Source organism: Planomonospora sp. ID82291 (genome assembly GCF_015711645.1).
In the GTDB taxonomy this organism is placed as follows: Bacteria; Actinomycetota; Actinomycetes; order Streptosporangiales; family Streptosporangiaceae; genus Planomonospora.
On the sequence record NZ_JABTEX010000001.1, the window covers coordinates 739063 to 755209 of the forward strand.

Consider the following 16147-nt stretch of genomic DNA (forward strand, 5'->3'; position numbering starts at 1 on the left):
ATGTTCGGCCCCGTACGGCTCCGCGCGCCCGCCGCCGTCGCCCGGACGAGCTCGGTGACGGGGGCCGCCCGGGAACCGCACCGCTCCCAGCCCCGGTCGGCCGCCGCCTCGCCAGGCTGGAGGCCCCGACCTCGGCGGTCCGGGGCCGCCCCGGAAAAACCAGAGGTGATCAGGGGACGGCCGGGCCTACGATCCGGGCATGCCGGATCTCGCGACCCTCGCCCTGTTCGCCGCCGCCACCCTCGCCCTGCTGCTCGTGCCGGGTCCGGCGGTGACCTACATCGTCACCCGCAGCATCGCCCAGGGCCGCAGCGCCGGGCTGGTCTCCGTTCTCGGCATCCACGCCGGCTCGGTGGTCCACGTGGCCGCCGCCGCGCTCGGCGTCAGCGCCGTGCTCGCCGCCTCGGCCACCGCGTTCACGATCGTGAAGTACCTCGGCGCGGCCTACCTGGTCTGGCTCGGCCTGCGCAGGCTCCTGGCGCGCGCGGACGACGGCGGGGCTGCCGAGCCGCCGGCCGCGAGCAGGCGTCGGATGTTCTGGGAGGGTTTCGCGGTCAACGTGCTCAACCCGAAGACCGCGATCTTCTTCCTCGCCTTCCTCCCCCAGTTCGCCGACCCGGCCGCGGGCCCGATCGCCCCGCAGATCGTGCTCCTGGGCGTGATCTGGACCGTCCTGGGCGTCGCCAGCGACGGCGCCTTCGCCCTGCTCGCCTCCGCGCTGGCCGGCCGCCTGCGCCGCTCGGCCCGCGCCCGCCGCCGTCTCGACGTCGCCGGCGGCCTCGTCTACCTCGGCCTGGGCGCCGCCACCGCGCTCTCCGGCGAGACCGCCGCCGCCAGGGCCTGACCCCGGTCCCTGCCCCTGCCGCTCCCTCCGGCGGTACGGCCGGCGGCGGATCACGCGATGCCCTTCACCTCCGGACGGACCGCGCCCATAATGGGTGATCCACGGCGCCTCCCCCGAGAACGGGACATCCCCATGTCACGTGCCGCACCACTGACCCCGTCCGACCCCCGGGAGCTGGCGGGATACCGGATCACCGGCAGGCTCGACGACGCCCGCCCGCAGGACGCCTACCTCGCCGAGGACCCCTCCGGCTCCCGGGCGGTGATCCGGCTGCTGCCCCCGGGCGCCGATCCCGAGCGGTTCCTGCGGACCGTGGAGCCGCTGCGCGGGATGTCGGCGTTCGGCGTGGCGCAGGTGCTCGGCGGCGGCTTCCACGACGACCGGCCCTACATCGTGAGCGAGCACGTCGAGGGCGCCACGCTGGCCGAGGCGGTCGCCGCGGACGGGACACTGCGCGGCGCGGCCCTGGACCGGCTGGCCATCGGCACGATGGCCGCGCTGGCCGCCGTCCACCGGTCCGGCGCCGTGCACGGCGACATCCGGCCGGAGACGGTCGTCCTGGGGTCCGACGGCCCCGTGGTCGTGGACTTCGGCCTCGCCGGGGCGCTGGCGGCGGTGGAGGGCGCGCCGACCAGGTCCGTCGGACTGCCCGCCTACCAGGCGCCCGAGCGGTTGGACGGCGCCGCACCGGCCCCGCCCGCCGACGTGTTCGCCTGGGCCGCGACGGTGGCGTTCGCCGCGACCGGCGCCGCCCCCTTCGGCGGCGGCACGGTGGCCGCGACGATCAACCGGATCCTGCACGACGAGCCGGACCTGTCCGCCGTTCCCGGGGAACTGGGCGACCTGCTGGCCGAGTGCCTGGCCAAGGACCCGGCGGACCGGCCCGCCGCCGGCGCGGCGCTGCTCCGGCTGGTCGGCGAGGAGTCCCTCCTGGAGACCGCCACGGCCATCGCCACCGGGCGGGTCGCCGAGCAGCCGCCCGTCCGGCCGCCGGGAGGCCGCCTCCGGCGCGCCCTGCTCCTGGGCGGGGCCTTCCTCGCGGTGGCGGCCGTGTCCGGTGCGGCGGTGTACCTGGCGGCGCCGCCGAGGCCGGCGGAGGTCCGGCGGGCCGCCGCGACGGCCTCCCCCGGCGGGTCCCTGGCCCCGGCGCCCACCGCGGCCCCGGTCCCGGCCACGACGGCGCAGCCGACCTCCGCGGCGTGGGAGAAGGTCGAGGAACCGAGCGCGGAGGTGCGGCTCGACGGCACCTCGGCCGTCGTCCACGAGCACCCGTCCGACCCCGTCAGGCTCAGCGCCTACCTGCTGACCGCGCAGCCGTTCACGTCCTACCTGCGGGAGCGCTCCGGGAGCTTCCGCGAGGTCGGCGCGGCGGAGGAGGCCGTGCCGTCCCCGGACGGCAGGTGGGTGGCGCTGAACCCGTGGCTGAAGTTCACCGACTCCGACCAGGACCGGGTACGGCTGAGCGCCCCGGCCGCCGGGGAGCGGTTCGCGGTCGACACGGTCAAGCAGCCGCTGCGGACGATGTTCCCGGTCTGGTCGCGCGACGGCTCCCGGCTGCTGCTGTCGATCCTCGACCCGGGCAAGGACCTCATCACCGGTTTCGTGCTCGTCGATCCGGCCGCCCGCACCGCCGCCGCCGTGCAGACCGAGTACTTCGACAACGCGGCGCGGCCGTTCACCTTCATGCCCGACGGCCGGATCGCCCGCGCGTTCTCGGACGGCGAGCGGATCGGGATCAACGTCTACGGCGCGGACGGGCGGGTGACCAGGTCGCTGCCCTGGGTGGGGGCTCCGCAGGGCACCTCCTGGTTCTCCCCCTCGGGCGCCCTCTTCGCCACCTACTGCCCCAGGGGCGACGGGACCGCCTGCGTCTGGAGCGCCGAACCGGGGAACCGGCGGGCGACCGTCGCGCTGCCGCCGAAGGCGGAGCTGGCCGGCTGGTTCAACGAGCAGCACCTCATCGTGCGGGTCCCGCACAAGAAGGGCACCCGCCTGCAGCTCGTCGACCTCACCGGCGCCGTCGCGCGGGTGCTGGTCGACATGCCGAAGAAGAACGAGGCCTTCCTCAGATTCGATCCGGTCGCGCCCCGCTGATGCCTCCCGCCGCGCCCCGCCTCACCGAGGATCCCGAGCCGCCGGCGGGCTACCGCCTGCTCGGCAGGCTCGGCGCGGGCGGCCAGGGCGTGGTGTACCTCGCGGAGTCGGCCGAGGGCGGGCGCGTCGCGGTCAAGGTGCTCCATGGAAGCCCGGCCGGCGACCCGGGCCCGTTCCTCGCCGAGGCCGGGCTGATCCGCCGGGTCCGGGCGTTCTGCACCGCCCAGGTGGTGGACTCGGGGGTGGCCGGCGGGCGGCCGTACCTCGTCACCGAGTACGTCGACGGGCCGAGTCTGGCCCAGGTGATCGAGGAGCGCGGCGCGCTGCGCGGGGCCGAGCTGGTCCGGCTGGTCTTCGGCACGCTCACCGCGCTGACCGCCGTCCACCAGGCCGGGGTGGTGCACCGGGACTTCAAACCGGCCAACGTGCTGCTGGGCCGGGACGGCCCGCGAGTGATCGACTTCGGGATCGCCCGGGTGCTGGAGGCCGCCTCCGGCGCCGACGAGCTGGTCGGCACCCCGCCCTACATGGCCCCGGAGCAGTTCGACGGATCGGGCGCCGGAGCACCCGCGGACATGTTCGCCTGGGCCTCCACCGTCGTCTGCGCCGCCACCGGCGGCCCGCCGTTCGGGACGGGGCCGACGCCCGCGGTGATCAACCGGATCCTCCACGGACCTCCGGACCTGGGCACGACGGCGGAGCTGGACGGCGAGCTGCGCGAGCTGGTGAGCGCCTGCCTGGACAAGGACCCCGCCCGGCGGCCCACCGCCGCGGGCGCGCTGATGCGCCTGCTGGGCGAGCGGGTGCCCGCCCGGCAGGCCCTCTCCGAAGGACATCGCCGGGCCGCGCCGGAGGTCCCGCACGACGTGGCCGCCCCCGCGCGGCCGACCGTCCCGGAAAGGTCGCGGCGGCCGAGGCGGCCGGCGGCGGTGGCCGTACCGGCGGTCGCCGGACTGCTCGCGGGCGGCCTGCTGGCCGCCCGGCTGCTGGCCTCCGGCGACGCGCCCGCCTCCTCCCCGCCCCCGCCCCCGTCCCCGTCCCCGTCCGCTCCGTCCGCCCCCGCCGCCCGGCCGACCATGGCGGCCGCCTCGACGACGCGGACCCGCGTCCCCGGCTCCGGGATCGTCCTGCACGAGAACCCGGCCGACGGGATCCGGGTCTCCTTCTACCAGGACTGGCGGCGGAACCCGGGGACGCCGGGCGCGCCCGGGTTCCTGCGGGACCCCCGCTCGGGCGCCTTCCGGCCCGCCGGGAACCTGTCGCAGGCGACGGTGGCCGCGCCGGGCGGACGCCTGGTCGCGTCGCTCTCGTTCACCCGCGTGTACACGCTCGACTACGACCGCGTCCAGATCACCGACCGCGCCTCCGGCGCCTCCTACGAGGTCCGCACCGTGGACCGGCCGCTGTTCACCGGCGACCTCTCCTGGAGCGACGACGCCGCCCGGATCCTGCTCACCGTCTACGCCGAGGCCTCGGCCGACGCGCCGAGCGTCGGTTTCACGGTGGTGGACCCGGCCGCGCGGACCGCGCGCGTCACCCGGCTGCCCTCGGCCGGACGGCACCCCTACGTCTGGGGGCCCGAGCCCGGCACCGTCATGCACCGGGGCTCCGGCGGGGAGGTCCGGGTGTACGGGCTGGACGGCCGGCTGCGGCGGGCCCTGCCCGGTGTGGGCGAGTTGCACCCGGCGGGCGCCGTCGCCGCCCCCGGGGGCGGTCTGTTCCTGACCTCCTGCCCGGACGCGCCCGCCGACACGTGCGTGTGGAACCACCCCTCCGGCACCGGGAAGGCCCGGATCCGGGCCGACGGGCGGACCGCGGTCCGGGGCTGGCTGGGCGCGGATCACCTGCTGGCGGTCCGCCGGGGGGAGAAGACCTCCGAGGTCGTGATGCTCGACCTGTCGGGCAGGACCGTCCGGGTGCTCGCCGACGGGCCCGCCCGGGACATCGACAAGATCACACTCTGGTACACGACCCGGTAGCGGGATCCGCGGGCCGGCCGAACCGGTGGCGGGCGGCGGCGTCCGCGGGTCAGCCGAACCGGTAGACCGTGCCGGAGGTGAACTCCTCGCCGGGGCGCAGCACCGTGGAGGGGAACTCCGGCCGGTTCGGGGAGTCGGGGAAGTGCTGGGTCTCCAGGCACAGGCCCGCGTGCCTGCCGTAGTCCGTCTCCACGCCGTCGAGCATGTTGCCGGAGTAGAACTGCACGCCCGGCTCGGTGGTGGTGACCCGCATGACACGGCCGCTGACGGGCTCGCGGACCTCGATCTCGCCGCGCAGCACGTAGCAGTGGTCGTAGCCGCCGTCCAGCGCCGGGTCGTCGATCCGCTCGCCGATCGCGCGCGGCGCCGTGAAGTCGAACGGGGTGCCCGCCACCGGGGCGAGCTCGCCGGTCGGGATCTTGGTGGAGTCGACGGGCAGGTAGTGGTCGGCGTCCATCCGGACGACGTGCCCGAGCACGTCGCCGGAACCGGCGCCCGCGAGGTTGAAGTAGGAGTGGTTGGTCAGGTTGAGCACGGTCGGCGCGTCGGTGGTCGCGCGGTAGTCCAGCACCAGGGCGTCGTCGGTCAGCGTGTAGGTGACGCTCGCGGTCAGCGTGCCCGGGTAGCCCTCCTCGCCGTCCGGGCTCACGTACTCCAGCGTGATGGCCGACCGCGAGACGTCGGCGACCCGCCAGACCCGCGAGGAGAACCCGCCCGGCCCGCCGTGCAGGCTGTTGGGCCCGTTGTTGAGCGGCAGCTCGTAGGCGGCCCCGTCCAGGGTGAACCGCCCGCCCGCGATGCGGTTGCCGTACCGCCCGACGACCGCGCCGAAGTAGCGGCTGCGCGTCAGGTAGTCGTCCAGGGTGTCGCAGCCGAGCACCACGTCGACCCCGGAGACCTCCAGGGACTGCACGACCGCGCCGTAGCTGAGCACCGCGGCGCGCAGCCGGCCGCTGGACAGGACGTGCCGCTCGACGGGCTCTCCCGACGGCATGGTTCCGAAGTTCACACGTGCGCCTTTCCTCAGGAGCCGGCCGGTTCCGGAACCGGTCCGGTGGACTCCCGGACGACCAGACCGGTCGCCAGGGTGGCCAGGGTGGCGGTGCCGCCCTCGGCCACCGACTGGAGCAGCAGGTCCACGGCCATCCGCCCGGCGGCGGCCGTGGGCATGGCCACGGTGGTGAGCCTGGGCCGGTTCAGCCGGCCGGAGACGATGTCGTCCACCCCGATGACACTGACGTCGCCGGGGACCCGCAGGCCCCGCTCGTGGAGCCCTTCGATCAGCCCCATGGCGACCAGGTCATTGTAGGCGAGCACGCCGGTCGCCCCGGAGGCGGTCACCTCCGGGGCGACCGCGAGACCGCCCTGCTCGGTGGGGACGTTGGGACCGAGGTAGACCAGGTCGACCCCGTCCACCGCCGCGGCGGCCTCCCGCATCCGCTTGCTCGTCCACGACCCGCTCGGCCCGGAGACGAGGGCGACCCTGCGGTGACCCAGCCCGGCCAGGTGCTCGATCGCCAGCCGGGCGCCCTGGCCGATGTCCATGAGCACCGTCGGCATGCCCTTGACCTCGCGGTTCACCACGACGAACGGCACGTCGGCGTGGAGCCGCTCGATGGCCCGGTTCGACAGCCGCGGGCTGCACAGCAGCACCCCGTCGACCTGCTTGGCGAGGGCCTTGATCAGCTCCTCCTCCACCTGCGGGTCCTCGTCGGTGTCGGCCACGAAGACGTGGTAGTCGCGCGTCCTGGCGTGCGCCTGGGCCGCCTTGATCAGCGGCGGGAAGAACGGGTTGGAGATGTCGGCGACGATCAGCCCGAGGTTGTGCGTCCGGCCGGTGGTCAGCGCGCGGGCCGCCCGGTTCGGGCGGTAGCCGAGGTCCTCGGCGACGGCGAGCACGCGGTTGCGCGTCTCGGCGTTGACCAGATGGGGCGCGGAGAAGGTCCGGGAGACCGTGGAGACGTGCACGCCCGACGCCTGCGCCACGTCCCTGATCGTCGCTGCCACGCTGCTCCTTAGCCGGGCTCCTCGGCCGGGGGCCACCGGGCTTGGCAGCAGGGTAGTACAAACGGTTGCATCGCTGTCAACGCCGCGCATCAGGGCCTTCGGCGGGATGGGAACGGTTGCCCTCTCCGCGGCCCGCGCAGCCCTGTCGAGCCCCAGGCCAGAGGAGGTTTATCAAATTGCTCTCTTGACGTCGCGCACCGATGCCCGCAATGTTTCACGCAACCGGTTGCATGTCCTCGGCGTCGAGCGGAAGGAGCCGGCCCGCCGATGGCGGCCGATACGGCGGATCTCAGGATACGCCGCCGTCGGAGTCGCGCGGCCCGGACGCCCCGCCCGCCGATCTCCCGCCCGCCGACCGCACCGGCCGTCGTCGCGTCGGGACGTATCCTTCGCCGAGAGGTACGTCGGGTTGAGAGGTTCGAGAGCAATGACCACACGCTCCAGGCGCCTGGCGGTCCTCGCCACCGCGCTCGTGCTCGGGGCCGGCACCGCCGCCTGCGGGGCCGGGGATTCCGGCGTCGGCCCCGACGGCAAGACCGTCATCACCTTCTGGGACGACAACGGCGGTCCCGCCCGCACCCCGGTGTGGCAGCGCGTCATCGCCGAGTTCCAGCGGGCCAACCCGGCCATCGAGGTCAGGTACGTCGGCATCCCGATCTCCCAGGCGCAGCAGAAGTACGACGCCGCGATCGCCGGCGGCGAGCTGCCCGACGTGGGCGGCGTCACCAGCGCGATGCTCTCCCACCTGGTCGCGCAGGAGGCGCTGGAGCCGGTCGACGACCGCATCGCGGACGGCGCGCTGAACGGCAGGCTGAACGAGCAGGTGCTCAACACGGTGAAGTCGACCGTGGCGGACGGCAGGGTCTACATGGTGCCGATGTCCACCAACATGGGCGTGCTGTGGTACCGGAAGGACTGGTTCTCCACGGCGGGCCTGCAGGTCCCGCAGAACTGGGACGACTTCTACACCGCGGCCGAGACGCTGACCCGCGCGGACAAGAAGCGCTACGGCTACACCATCCGGGGCGGCGCGGGCTCCATCGCGCAGCTGCTGGAGGTGCTGTACGCCCAGTCCGGCATCACCCAGGTCTTCGACGCCGCGGGCCGGGCCACCGTCAACGACCCGCGGAACGTGACGGCGCTGGAGAAGTACGCCGCCCTCTACAACAACGCCACCCCCGAGGACGACTACGACAACGACTACGTGAAGATGGTCGCCCAGTTCGACGGCGGCACCATCGGGATGATGCAGCACAACCTGGGCTCCTACAACGACCACGTCAAGACGCTCGGCGAGGACAGGGTCGCGGCCATGGCCATGCCGAAGTCCGGGAACGGCGTGCGCACGATCCTGTCGAACCCGGTCTACGGCATCGGCCTGTTCGCCGGCGGCGAGAAGCAGGACGCCGCCTTCGCCTTCGCCGAGTTCGTCGCCTCCAAGGCGATGAACAGCCACTGGGCGGAGAAGACCGGCGTGCTGCCGGCCAACACCGAGGTCAACGGCGAGCGCTGGATCAAGAAGCTGCAGCACGTCGACATGGCGGTCAAGGTGCTCAACGACCCGGCGACCAAGGTCGTGCAGATGCCGTACCACCTGCCGGAGTTCAACACGATCACCAAGACCGACGCGGAGCCGCAGTTCCAGAAGGTCCTGCTCGGCGAGCTGTCCGCCAAGGAGTTCCTGGACGAGATGGCGGCCAAGCTGACCGCGGCCCAGGCCGCCTACACACAGCGCAACGGCGGCTGACCCGCCCGCCGGGTCCCTCACACGGACCCGGCCGCTCGTCCCCCGGGCCCCGCGCACGGACCCGGCCGCTCGTGCCCCCGCGCCGCGACCGGCCGGGGGCGGGAGCCGTACGGCGCCGGCGCCTCGGTTCGAACCTTTCGTCAGGATCGGCACACCTCAGCGTCACCGATCGATTACGGTTCGACCGTCCCGCCGTACCCGACCTCTCCCCGGAGGAGCCCCGTGCCCGCACCGACGATCGAGCAGGAGGCCGCCGTCGCCGCCTTCCGCGGCGGCGAGAACCTCACGCTGCAGGCCGGAGCGGGGACGGGCAAGACCACCACGCTCACGATGCTCGCCGCCGCCACCCCGCGGCGCGGGCTGTACCTGGCCTTCAACAAGGGCATCGCCGTGGCCGCCGCCCGGGTCTTCCCGCCGACCGTGCAGTGCCGGACCACGCACTCGCTCGCCTACCGGGCCGTGGGCCACCGCTACCGGGAGCGGATGGCGAACGCCGTCCGGGTCCCGAGCTGGCAGGTGGGCGCCCGTCTCGGCATCGCCCCGAACCTGGCGGTGCGCATCGGCGAACGCACGATCACCGGCAGGACCGCGTCCATGGCCGCCCTGCAGGCGGTCAGCCGGTTCTGCCACTCCGCGGCCCCGGAGATCACCGCCGGTCACGTCCCCCGGCTGCGCGGCCTGGAGGCCGACCCCCTGCACGCCGAACTGGCCGAGCTCGTCCTGCCCTACGCCCGCAGGGCCTGGGCCGACCTGCAGAACCCGTACGAGGGCGCCGTGCGTTTCGCCCACGACCACTACCTGAAGATGTGGGCGCTGACCGAGCCCCGGATCGAGGCCGACTTCCTCCTGCTCGACGAGGCCCAGGACACCAACCCCGCGGTCGAGCGGCTCTTCACCCGCCAGCGGGGGCACGCCCAGCTCGTCATGGTCGGCGACTCCGCCCAGGCGATCTACGGCTGGCGGGGCGCCCGCGACGTCATGGCCGGTTTCGACGGCGCCCGGCTGACCCTCTCGCGGTCCTTCCGGTTCGGCCCGGCGCTGGCCGGGGAGGCCAACCGCTGGCTGGCCCTGGTCGACGCCCCCATCCGGTTGAGCGGGACCCCGGAGGTCCCCACCGAGGTGGCCGCGGTGGAGCGCCCGGACGCGGTCCTGTGCCGGACCAACCTGGGCGCGATGACCGAGGTCATGGCCCTGCTGCGGACGGGCCGGCGGGTCGGCCTGGTCGGCGGCGGGGAGAGCCTGGCCTCGCTGGCCAGGGCCGCCCGCGACCTCAGGGCCGGCCGGCGCACCTGGCACCCGGAGCTGACCCTCTTCGAGACCTGGGGCGAGCTGCAGGACTACGCGCAGTGCGACCCGGCCGGCCGCGACCTGCGGCCCCTGGTCGACCTGGTCGACGAGCACGGCCCCGACGTCATCCTGGACGCGCTCGCCCGGCTGTCCGGCGAGGCCGAGGCCGAGGTCGTCGTCTCCACCGCGCACAAGGCCAAGGGCCGCGAGTGGGCGCGGGTGCGCGTCAGCGGGGACTTCCGGGCCGTCGAGCCCGAGATCGCGGAGGGCGACGACGGCGAGCGCCGCCAGGGCCGGGTCGACGGCGACGAGGCGCGGCTGGCCTACGTCGCGGTGACCCGTGCCCGCCACCGCCTGGACCTCGGCGGCCTGTCCTGGATCGACCGGTACGCCCCGACCTCCTGACCGGGGCACCCACCGGCCGTCCACGTCACCGACCAGGATCATCCGCCGGATCACCCGTGCCCCCGACCGGGCGCAGGCCCCGCCGCCCGGTCCGCGGCGGACGGTCAGTCCTCCCAGCGGCGCAGGCTCGGCCAGGCCAGCAGACTGACCAGCAGGCGCAGCGCGGCGCAGACGATCCAGGGGGCGACCAGCCCGAAGGCGTCGGCGACCAGGCCGCCGCAGACCGCGCCGAGCGGGATGGCGCCGAAGGAGATCATGCGGCCCGCTCCGCCGACCCGGCCCAGCAGCTCGGCCGGGATCAGGCGCTGGCGCAGGGAGGAGGCCATGACGTTCCACAGCGCCACGGACAGCGAGAAGACCGTGAAGAGCGCCACCACCGTGACCGCGCTCCTGCCGACCAGGGCGATGCCCAGCCAGCTCAGCGGGATCACCAGCTGGACGCCGAGCGCGATCGGCCGCCCGCCGAACCGCAGCACGACGCGCCCGGCCACCAGGCTGCCGGCCACGCCGCCGACCGCCATGGCGGCCACCAGCAGGCCGTACCCTCCGGCTCCGACCCCCAGCACGTCGCGGGCGAACAGCACCAGCGTGGACATGGCCATGGTCTCGCAGAAGTTGCCGGCCCCGGCGATCAGCGTGAGGGTGCGGGGCAGCCGGTTGCGGGCCAGCCAGCGCAGCCCCTCCCCGATCTCGGCGAGCATGCGCCCGCGCGGCCGGGAGCGCTCGACCGCGCCGCCCGCGCGGATCCGGGTGATCAGCGCGAGCGCCAGCAGGAACATCGCGGCGTCCAGCCAGAACGGCAGCGGCATCGCCAGGGCGAACAGCGCCGAACCGAGGGGCGGTCCGCCGAACTCCCCCAGCACCGACTCGGTGGCGACCCTGCGCCCGTTGGCGGTCTCCAGCGCCGCCTTCGGCACGACGGAGACGATCAGCGCCTCCCCGGCCCCGGTGACCAGCAGACCGGCCGCGCCGACGCCGAAGGCCAGGACGAACAGCATCCAGATCCGGGCCGCGCCGAACGTCACCAGCAGCGCCAGCACGGCGATCAGGAACACGTGCGCGCCCTGGGCGGCCATCATCAGGCGCCGCCGGTCGAACCGGTCGACCCAGGCCCCCATCGGCAGGCTGAGCAGCAGCCACGGCAGGGTGGCCGCGGCGGTGACGCCGGAGACCAGCACGGGGTCGTCGGTGGTCGCGGCGGCGAGCAGCGGCATGGCGGCCAGCAGCGCGCCGTCGCCCAGCGTGGACAGGGCCCCGGCGCCCCACAGGTGACGCCAGTCCCTGCCCAGGCCCCTCGCGGGGGCCGGGGTGTCAGCAATGGTCATGCCGGACAGCGTGCGCCGCATCGGGCGGGCGGCGTTATCGTTTAGCCGGTTCTACAACATCGGAGGCTCGGATGGCGGTCACGATCACGCTGTCCCGGACGGAGACGGCCCGCGTCCGGTTCGCCTACTCGCCTCTCGCCGAGACCGTCTTCGCCGTCAAGCTCCTGTTCCGCGGCGGCGCGAACGCGGTGCACCACCGCTGGGCGCGGCAGGCCGCCACGGCGGTGGCCGGGGATCCCGACCTGCCGCTCCTGGCCGACCTGACGTCCGAGTGCGTGCCGGCCTTCCTGCTGCCGCCGCCCCCCGGCCCGGAACCCGTCTTCGCCGACGAGCTGGACCGGGTGCGGCGCACCCCGCACGACCGCTTCCGCGCCGAGCTCGACCGGGTCGTCGGCCCGGACGGGCGTCCGGAGCTGCGCGCCGATCCGGAGGCGGCCCTGGAGCGGCTGGCCGGCGCGCTGCGGCGCCACCACGACCGGCTGATCGCCCCGCACTGGGGGCGGATGCGGGCGATCCTGCTCGCCGACGTCGAGCACCGGGCGCGGACGCTGGCCGCCCGCGGCGTGGAGGGCCTCTTCGCCGCCCTGCACGAGAACATCACCTGGCGGGAGGGGGACCTCGTGGTGAGCGGGCGGCGCACGCCCGGGTCCTTCACCGTCGACCTGGGCGGCCACGGGCTCGTGCTCTTCCCGACGATCTTCTGCTGGCCGTACATCTGCATCGACATGGAGCCCTGGGCCGCCGGGTCCCTGCGCTACCCGGCACGCGGGCTCGGCACGCTCTGGGAGCCGGCGGGACCGGTGCCCGAAGGGCTGGCGGCGGTGCTGGGCCGGACGAAGGCGGCGCTGCTGGAGGCCCTCGGCGAGCCGCGCCCCACCGGGGAGCTGGCCCGGCGCCTGGGCATCACGGCCAGCGCGGTCTCCCAGCACGTGGGCGCGCTCCGGGAGGCGGGCCTGGTGACCACCCGCCGCGACGGCCGTACGGCCCTGCACCTGCGCACCGAGCGCGGGACCCGCCTCACCCAGGCCTGAGCACCGGCGCCTCTCCGGCGGCGCGTGGTCCTCTCCGGCACGGAGGAGGGCAGGCCCGCCTCACCGACGTGCTGCGAGCGGACCGGGCGGCGGCACCGGGGCCGGTTCCCGGTGCCGCCGGCCGGGGATCAGAGGGTGAGCGTCCCGTCGACGCGGCGGGGGACGCCGAGCGGGTTGTCGTCGCGCAGCTCCGGCGGGAGCAGCTCGGCGGGCCAGTCCTGGTAGGAGGTGGGCACCAGCCAGCGGCGGATGGCCGCGGCGCCGACCGAGGTGTGCGCGGGGGCGGTGCTGGAGGGCCACGGGCCGCCGTGGTGCATGGCCCAGCGCACGGCGACGCCGGTCGGCCAGCCGTTCCAGATCACCCGGCCCGCCTTGCGGGTCAGCACCTCGGCGACCTCCTCCGCCTCGGCCGGGTCGGTCGCGTGCACGGTCGCGGTGAGCGAGCCGTCCAGCCGCTCCAGTACGGCGGGCAGCGCGGCCGGGTCGCGGTAGGTGACCACGACCCCCGCCGGGCCGAAGCACTCCTCGGCCACCCGCGGCAGGGCCGCGGCGAACGCCTCCAGGCCGATGGTGAAGAGCTGGGGGGTCACCGCGTAGGCGCCCTCGCCGGGCCGGCCCTCGGCCAGCCGGTCGAGCGCCGACAGCCGCTCCAGCTCGTGCAGGAAGCCCTCGCGCATGCGCGCGGTCAGCATCGGCCCGCCGGTGGTGGCGGCGACCGCCTCGGCCAGGGAGACGAGCAGCCCGGCGTCCTCGGGCACGAACAGCAGGCCCGGGTTGGTGCAGAACTGGCCGACGCCCAGGGTGAGCGAGGCCGCGAACCCCTCGGCGAGGCCCTCGCGGCGGGCCGAGGGGAGCACGACCACCGGGTTGACGCTGCCCAGCTCGCCGTAGAACGGGATGGGGTCGGGCCGTTCGTCGATCATGGCCTGGATGGCCTTGCCGCCCGGGATGGACCCGGTGAAGCCCACGCCCACCACGTCGGGGTGGCGGACCAGGCACCCGCCGGCCTCGCGGCCCCAGACCAGGCCGAGCAGGGCCTCGTCCGGCAGGGCGGCCCGGATGACCTCCGCGCAGAGCGCCGAGGTGCGGGGGTGGCCGTCGTGGCCCTTGACCACCACGGCGCACCCGGCGGCCAGCGCCGAGGCGGTGTCGCCGCCGGCCACGGAGAAGGCGAAGGGGAAGTTGCTCGCCGCGTAGACGCCGACCACGCCGGGCAGCGGGCGGTTCATCCGGCGCAGGTCCGGCACCGGGGGCTGGGCGGTGGCGTGGTCGATGACGGCCTCGACGTGGCCGCCGTCCCGCAGCACGGCGGCGAAGAGCCTGAACTGCCCGGCGGCGCGGGCCACCTCGCCGCGCAGCCGTACCTCGCCCAGTGCGGTCTCGGCGTCGGCGACCCGCCAGAGCTCCTCGACGTTCTTGTCCAGCGCGTCGGCCACCGCCTCCAGTACCCGGGCGCGGCTCGGCCCGTCGCCTCCGGGGCGCTCGGCGCCGGGCGTCGCCCGCCAGGCGCGGCCGGCCGCGTGGGCGGCGCGGACGATCGCGTCCGCCTCGGCCGCGGTGGTCGGGGGGATGGGGTCGCCGACGGTCTCGCCGGTCCTGGGGTCGTATGAGCGGATCATGGGAAAGCCTTTCGTCACCGGGGGCGGCCACGCCGGCTCGGGGCATCGGCCGCTCCTAGGGTAAGCGCTTTCCGTACCATGTGCCATCCCGCCGCCCCGGCCGTCGACCGGGACGGCGGGGCAGGGCTCCGGGACAGGGCTCCGGGGCAGGGCTCAGGGGCAGGGCTCCGGGGCAGGGCTCCGGGACAGGGCTCAGGGGCAGGGCTCAGGGGGCCGACGCGGCCTCGGCGGTCTCGCGGGCCCAGCGGTAGTCGGCCTTGCCCGCCGGAGAGCGGAGCACCTCCTCGACGAAGGCGAAGGTCCGGGGGACCTTGTAGCCGGACAGCCGCCTCCGGCAGTGCGCGTCGAGCTCCGCGGCCGTCGGAGCCGTGCCGGGGCGGGGCTCGACCACGGCGGCGACCCTGCTGCCCCAGCGCTCGTCCGGCACCCCGGTGACGACCGCGTCGAAGACCGCCGGATGTCCCTTGAGCACCGCCTCGACCTCCTCCGGGAAGACCTTCTCCCCGCCGGTGTTGATGCAGCCCGACCCCCGGCCGAGGAACGCGAGCGTGCCGTCCGCCTCGACCGTGGCCAGGTCCCCGGTGAGCAGCCAGCGCACCCCCGCCGCGTCGGTGACGAAGGTCCGGCGGGTCTTCTCCTCGTCCCCGTGGTAGCCGAGCGGGATGCGGCCGCTCCTGGCGACCGTGCCCACCTCTCCGGAGCCGGGCTCGACCGGCTGCAGGGACGCGTCGAGCACGGCCAGGCCGGCGGCGGTGTTCGGCTGGAAGCGCAGTCCGCTCTCCGGGGAGGAGCCGGGGGCCGCCGAGGCGGTGTAGCCGGACTCGGTGGAGCCGAAGCTGTCGATGATCGCCACGTGCGGGAGCAGCTCCTGGAGCCGGTCGCGGACCGCGCCGGTCAGGATGGCCCCGGTGGAGCTGAGCACGCCCAGCGACGACAGGTCGTAGGAGCCCGCGGCGAGCTCCTCGGCGAGCGGCCGGGCCATCGCGTCGCCGGTGATGCTGAGCGTGAAGACCCGCTCCCGCGCGATCGCGCGCAGCACCGCGGCGGGGTCGAACCGGCGGACGTAGACCATGGTGCCGCCCATCCACCAGGTGATGAAGGTGGCCATCTGGGCGGCGCCGTGCATCAGCGGCGCCGCCGCCAGCATGACCAGCGGCCCGGAGGCGCGCGCCTGCTCCACCACGGCCTGCGGGCTGCGCAGCGGCTCGCCGTACGGGTTCCCGCCGCCGAAGGCGAAGAACAGGTCCTCGGTCCGCCACAGCACGCCCTTGGGCATGCCGGTCGTGCCGCCGGTGTAGACGATGTAGAGGTCGTCTCCGGACCGGGCGGGGAAGCCGCGCGTCTCCGGCGTCCCCGCCAGCGCCGCCTCGTACGGCACCGCCCCGGCGGCCTTCGACGGACCGCCCACCGCGACCAGGTGGGCCAGCGTGGGCACCTGGGGCGCGACGGCCGCCACCCGGTCGTCGAACTCCGTGTCGAACAGCAGCGCCGCCAGCTCCGCGTCCCGGTAGAGGTAGAGCAGCTCCTCCTCGACGTAGCGGTAGTTGACGTTGACCGGCACCGCCCGCAGCTTCAGCGCCGCCAGCATCCCGGCGACGTACTCGACGCCGTTGTAGAGGTGGAGGCCGACGTGCCGCCCGGCCCCGACGCCGTGCGCGGCCAGGTGGTGCGCGAGCCGGTTGGCATGCGCGTCCAGCTCCGCGTAGGTCAGGCGGCGCCCGTCGCACACGACGGCGACGCGCTCCCCGATCGCGTCCGCGAGCCCTTCGAACAGATCTGCGTGGTTGAACTCCATCGGGGGCGCTCCTT

At 75.0% G+C, this 16147-nt stretch carries 11 protein-coding genes; 6 read left to right on the plus strand and 5 right to left on the minus strand.

Features of this window, described 5'->3' with window-relative positions; translation table 11 throughout:
• Positions 1 to 199 precede the first annotated feature (199 nt).
• The 3 genes from HS045_RS03155 (at position 200) to HS045_RS35760 (ending at position 4917) form a co-directional block, all read left to right on the plus strand.
• Positions 200 to 844: a LysE family translocator gene (locus tag HS045_RS03155; protein ID WP_196449659.1), complete on the plus strand. Its 645-nt coding sequence runs from the start codon at positions 200 to 202 to the stop codon at positions 842 to 844.
• Between the two features lie 132 nt (positions 845 to 976).
• On the plus strand, positions 977 to 2938 hold the full coding sequence (locus HS045_RS03160; protein ID WP_196449660.1) for a serine/threonine-protein kinase: 1962 nt from the start codon (positions 977 to 979) through the stop codon (positions 2936 to 2938).
• Positions 2938 to 4917, plus strand: a complete 1980-nt coding sequence (locus HS045_RS35760; protein ID WP_196449661.1) for a serine/threonine-protein kinase — start codon at positions 2938 to 2940, stop codon at positions 4915 to 4917. The genes HS045_RS03160 and HS045_RS35760 overlap by 1 nt, the downstream gene beginning before the upstream one ends.
• Positions 4918 to 4966: 49 nt before the next feature.
• Here the strand turns inward: HS045_RS35760 and HS045_RS03170 are convergent, their stop codons facing one another.
• Both HS045_RS03170 and HS045_RS03175 read right to left on the minus strand, forming a co-directional pair.
• Positions 4967 to 5926, minus strand: coding sequence for an aldose epimerase family protein (locus HS045_RS03170; protein WP_196449662.1), 960 nt, complete (start codon positions 5924 to 5926; stop codon positions 4967 to 4969).
• A 14-nt stretch (positions 5927 to 5940) separates the two neighbouring features.
• Positions 5941 to 6924 (minus strand): LacI family DNA-binding transcriptional regulator, encoded by a 984-nt coding sequence (locus HS045_RS03175; RefSeq protein WP_196449663.1) that lies wholly within the window; start codon positions 6922 to 6924, stop codon positions 5941 to 5943.
• Between the two features lie 427 nt (positions 6925 to 7351).
• Between HS045_RS03175 and HS045_RS03180 the strand changes: the two genes are divergently transcribed.
• Entirely contained in the window at positions 7352 to 8671 is a 1320-nt protein-coding gene (locus HS045_RS03180; RefSeq protein ID WP_196449664.1) for a sugar ABC transporter substrate-binding protein, read from the plus strand.
• Positions 8672 to 8893: 222 nt separating this feature from the next.
• Positions 8894 to 10363 carry a UvrD-helicase domain-containing protein gene (locus HS045_RS36015; protein WP_196449665.1) on the plus strand — a complete coding sequence of 490 codons (1470 nt, stop codon included), beginning with the start codon at positions 8894 to 8896 and terminating at the stop codon, positions 10361 to 10363.
• 104 nt (positions 10364 to 10467) lie between these two features.
• Here HS045_RS36015 and HS045_RS03190 read toward each other — a convergent pair whose 3' ends face one another.
• Positions 10468 to 11688, minus strand: coding sequence for an MFS transporter (locus tag HS045_RS03190; RefSeq protein WP_196449666.1), 1221 nt, complete (start codon positions 11686 to 11688; stop codon positions 10468 to 10470).
• A 71-nt stretch (positions 11689 to 11759) separates the two neighbouring features.
• Here HS045_RS03190 and HS045_RS03195 point away from each other — a divergent pair, with 71 nt between their 5' ends.
• A complete protein-coding gene (locus tag HS045_RS03195; protein ID WP_196449667.1) occupies positions 11760 to 12719 on the plus strand; it encodes a DUF5937 family protein in 960 nt (319 codons plus the stop codon).
• A gap of 128 nt (positions 12720 to 12847) precedes the next feature.
• Here HS045_RS03195 and HS045_RS03200 read toward each other — a convergent pair whose 3' ends face one another.
• Both HS045_RS03200 and HS045_RS03205 read right to left on the minus strand, forming a co-directional pair.
• On the minus strand, positions 12848 to 14338 hold the full coding sequence (locus HS045_RS03200) for an aldehyde dehydrogenase (NADP(+)) (protein ID WP_196449668.1): 1491 nt from the start codon (positions 14336 to 14338) through the stop codon (positions 12848 to 12850).
• A gap of 205 nt (positions 14339 to 14543) precedes the next feature.
• Positions 14544 to 16133, minus strand: coding sequence for an acyl-CoA synthetase (locus tag HS045_RS03205; protein WP_196449669.1), 1590 nt, complete (start codon positions 16131 to 16133; stop codon positions 14544 to 14546).
• Between the last annotated feature and the right edge of the window lie 14 nt (positions 16134 to 16147).

What these genes read in the sequence shown, in the direction of transcription:
- HS045_RS03155 (WP_196449659.1), top strand. Translation starts at nt 200, where the DNA reads ATGCCGGATCTCGCGACCCTCGCCCTGTTCGCCGCCGCCACCCTCGCC.
- HS045_RS03160 (WP_196449660.1), top strand. Translation starts at nt 977, where the DNA reads ATGTCACGTGCCGCACCACTGACCCCGTCCGACCCCCGGGAGCTGGCG.
- HS045_RS35760 (WP_196449661.1), top strand. Translation starts at nt 2,938, where the DNA reads ATGCCTCCCGCCGCGCCCCGCCTCACCGAGGATCCCGAGCCGCCGGCG.
- HS045_RS03180 (WP_196449664.1), top strand. Translation starts at nt 7,352, where the DNA reads ATGACCACACGCTCCAGGCGCCTGGCGGTCCTCGCCACCGCGCTCGTG.
- HS045_RS03190 (WP_196449666.1), bottom strand. Translation starts at nt 11,688, where the DNA reads ATGACCATTGCTGACACCCCGGCCCCCGCGAGGGGCCTGGGCAGGGAC.
- HS045_RS03195 (WP_196449667.1), top strand. Translation starts at nt 11,760, where the DNA reads ATGGCGGTCACGATCACGCTGTCCCGGACGGAGACGGCCCGCGTCCGG.
- HS045_RS03200 (WP_196449668.1), bottom strand. Translation starts at nt 14,338, where the DNA reads ATGATCCGCTCATACGACCCCAGGACCGGCGAGACCGTCGGCGACCCC.
- HS045_RS03205 (WP_196449669.1), bottom strand. Translation starts at nt 16,133, where the DNA reads ATGGAGTTCAACCACGCAGATCTGTTCGAAGGGCTCGCGGACGCGATC.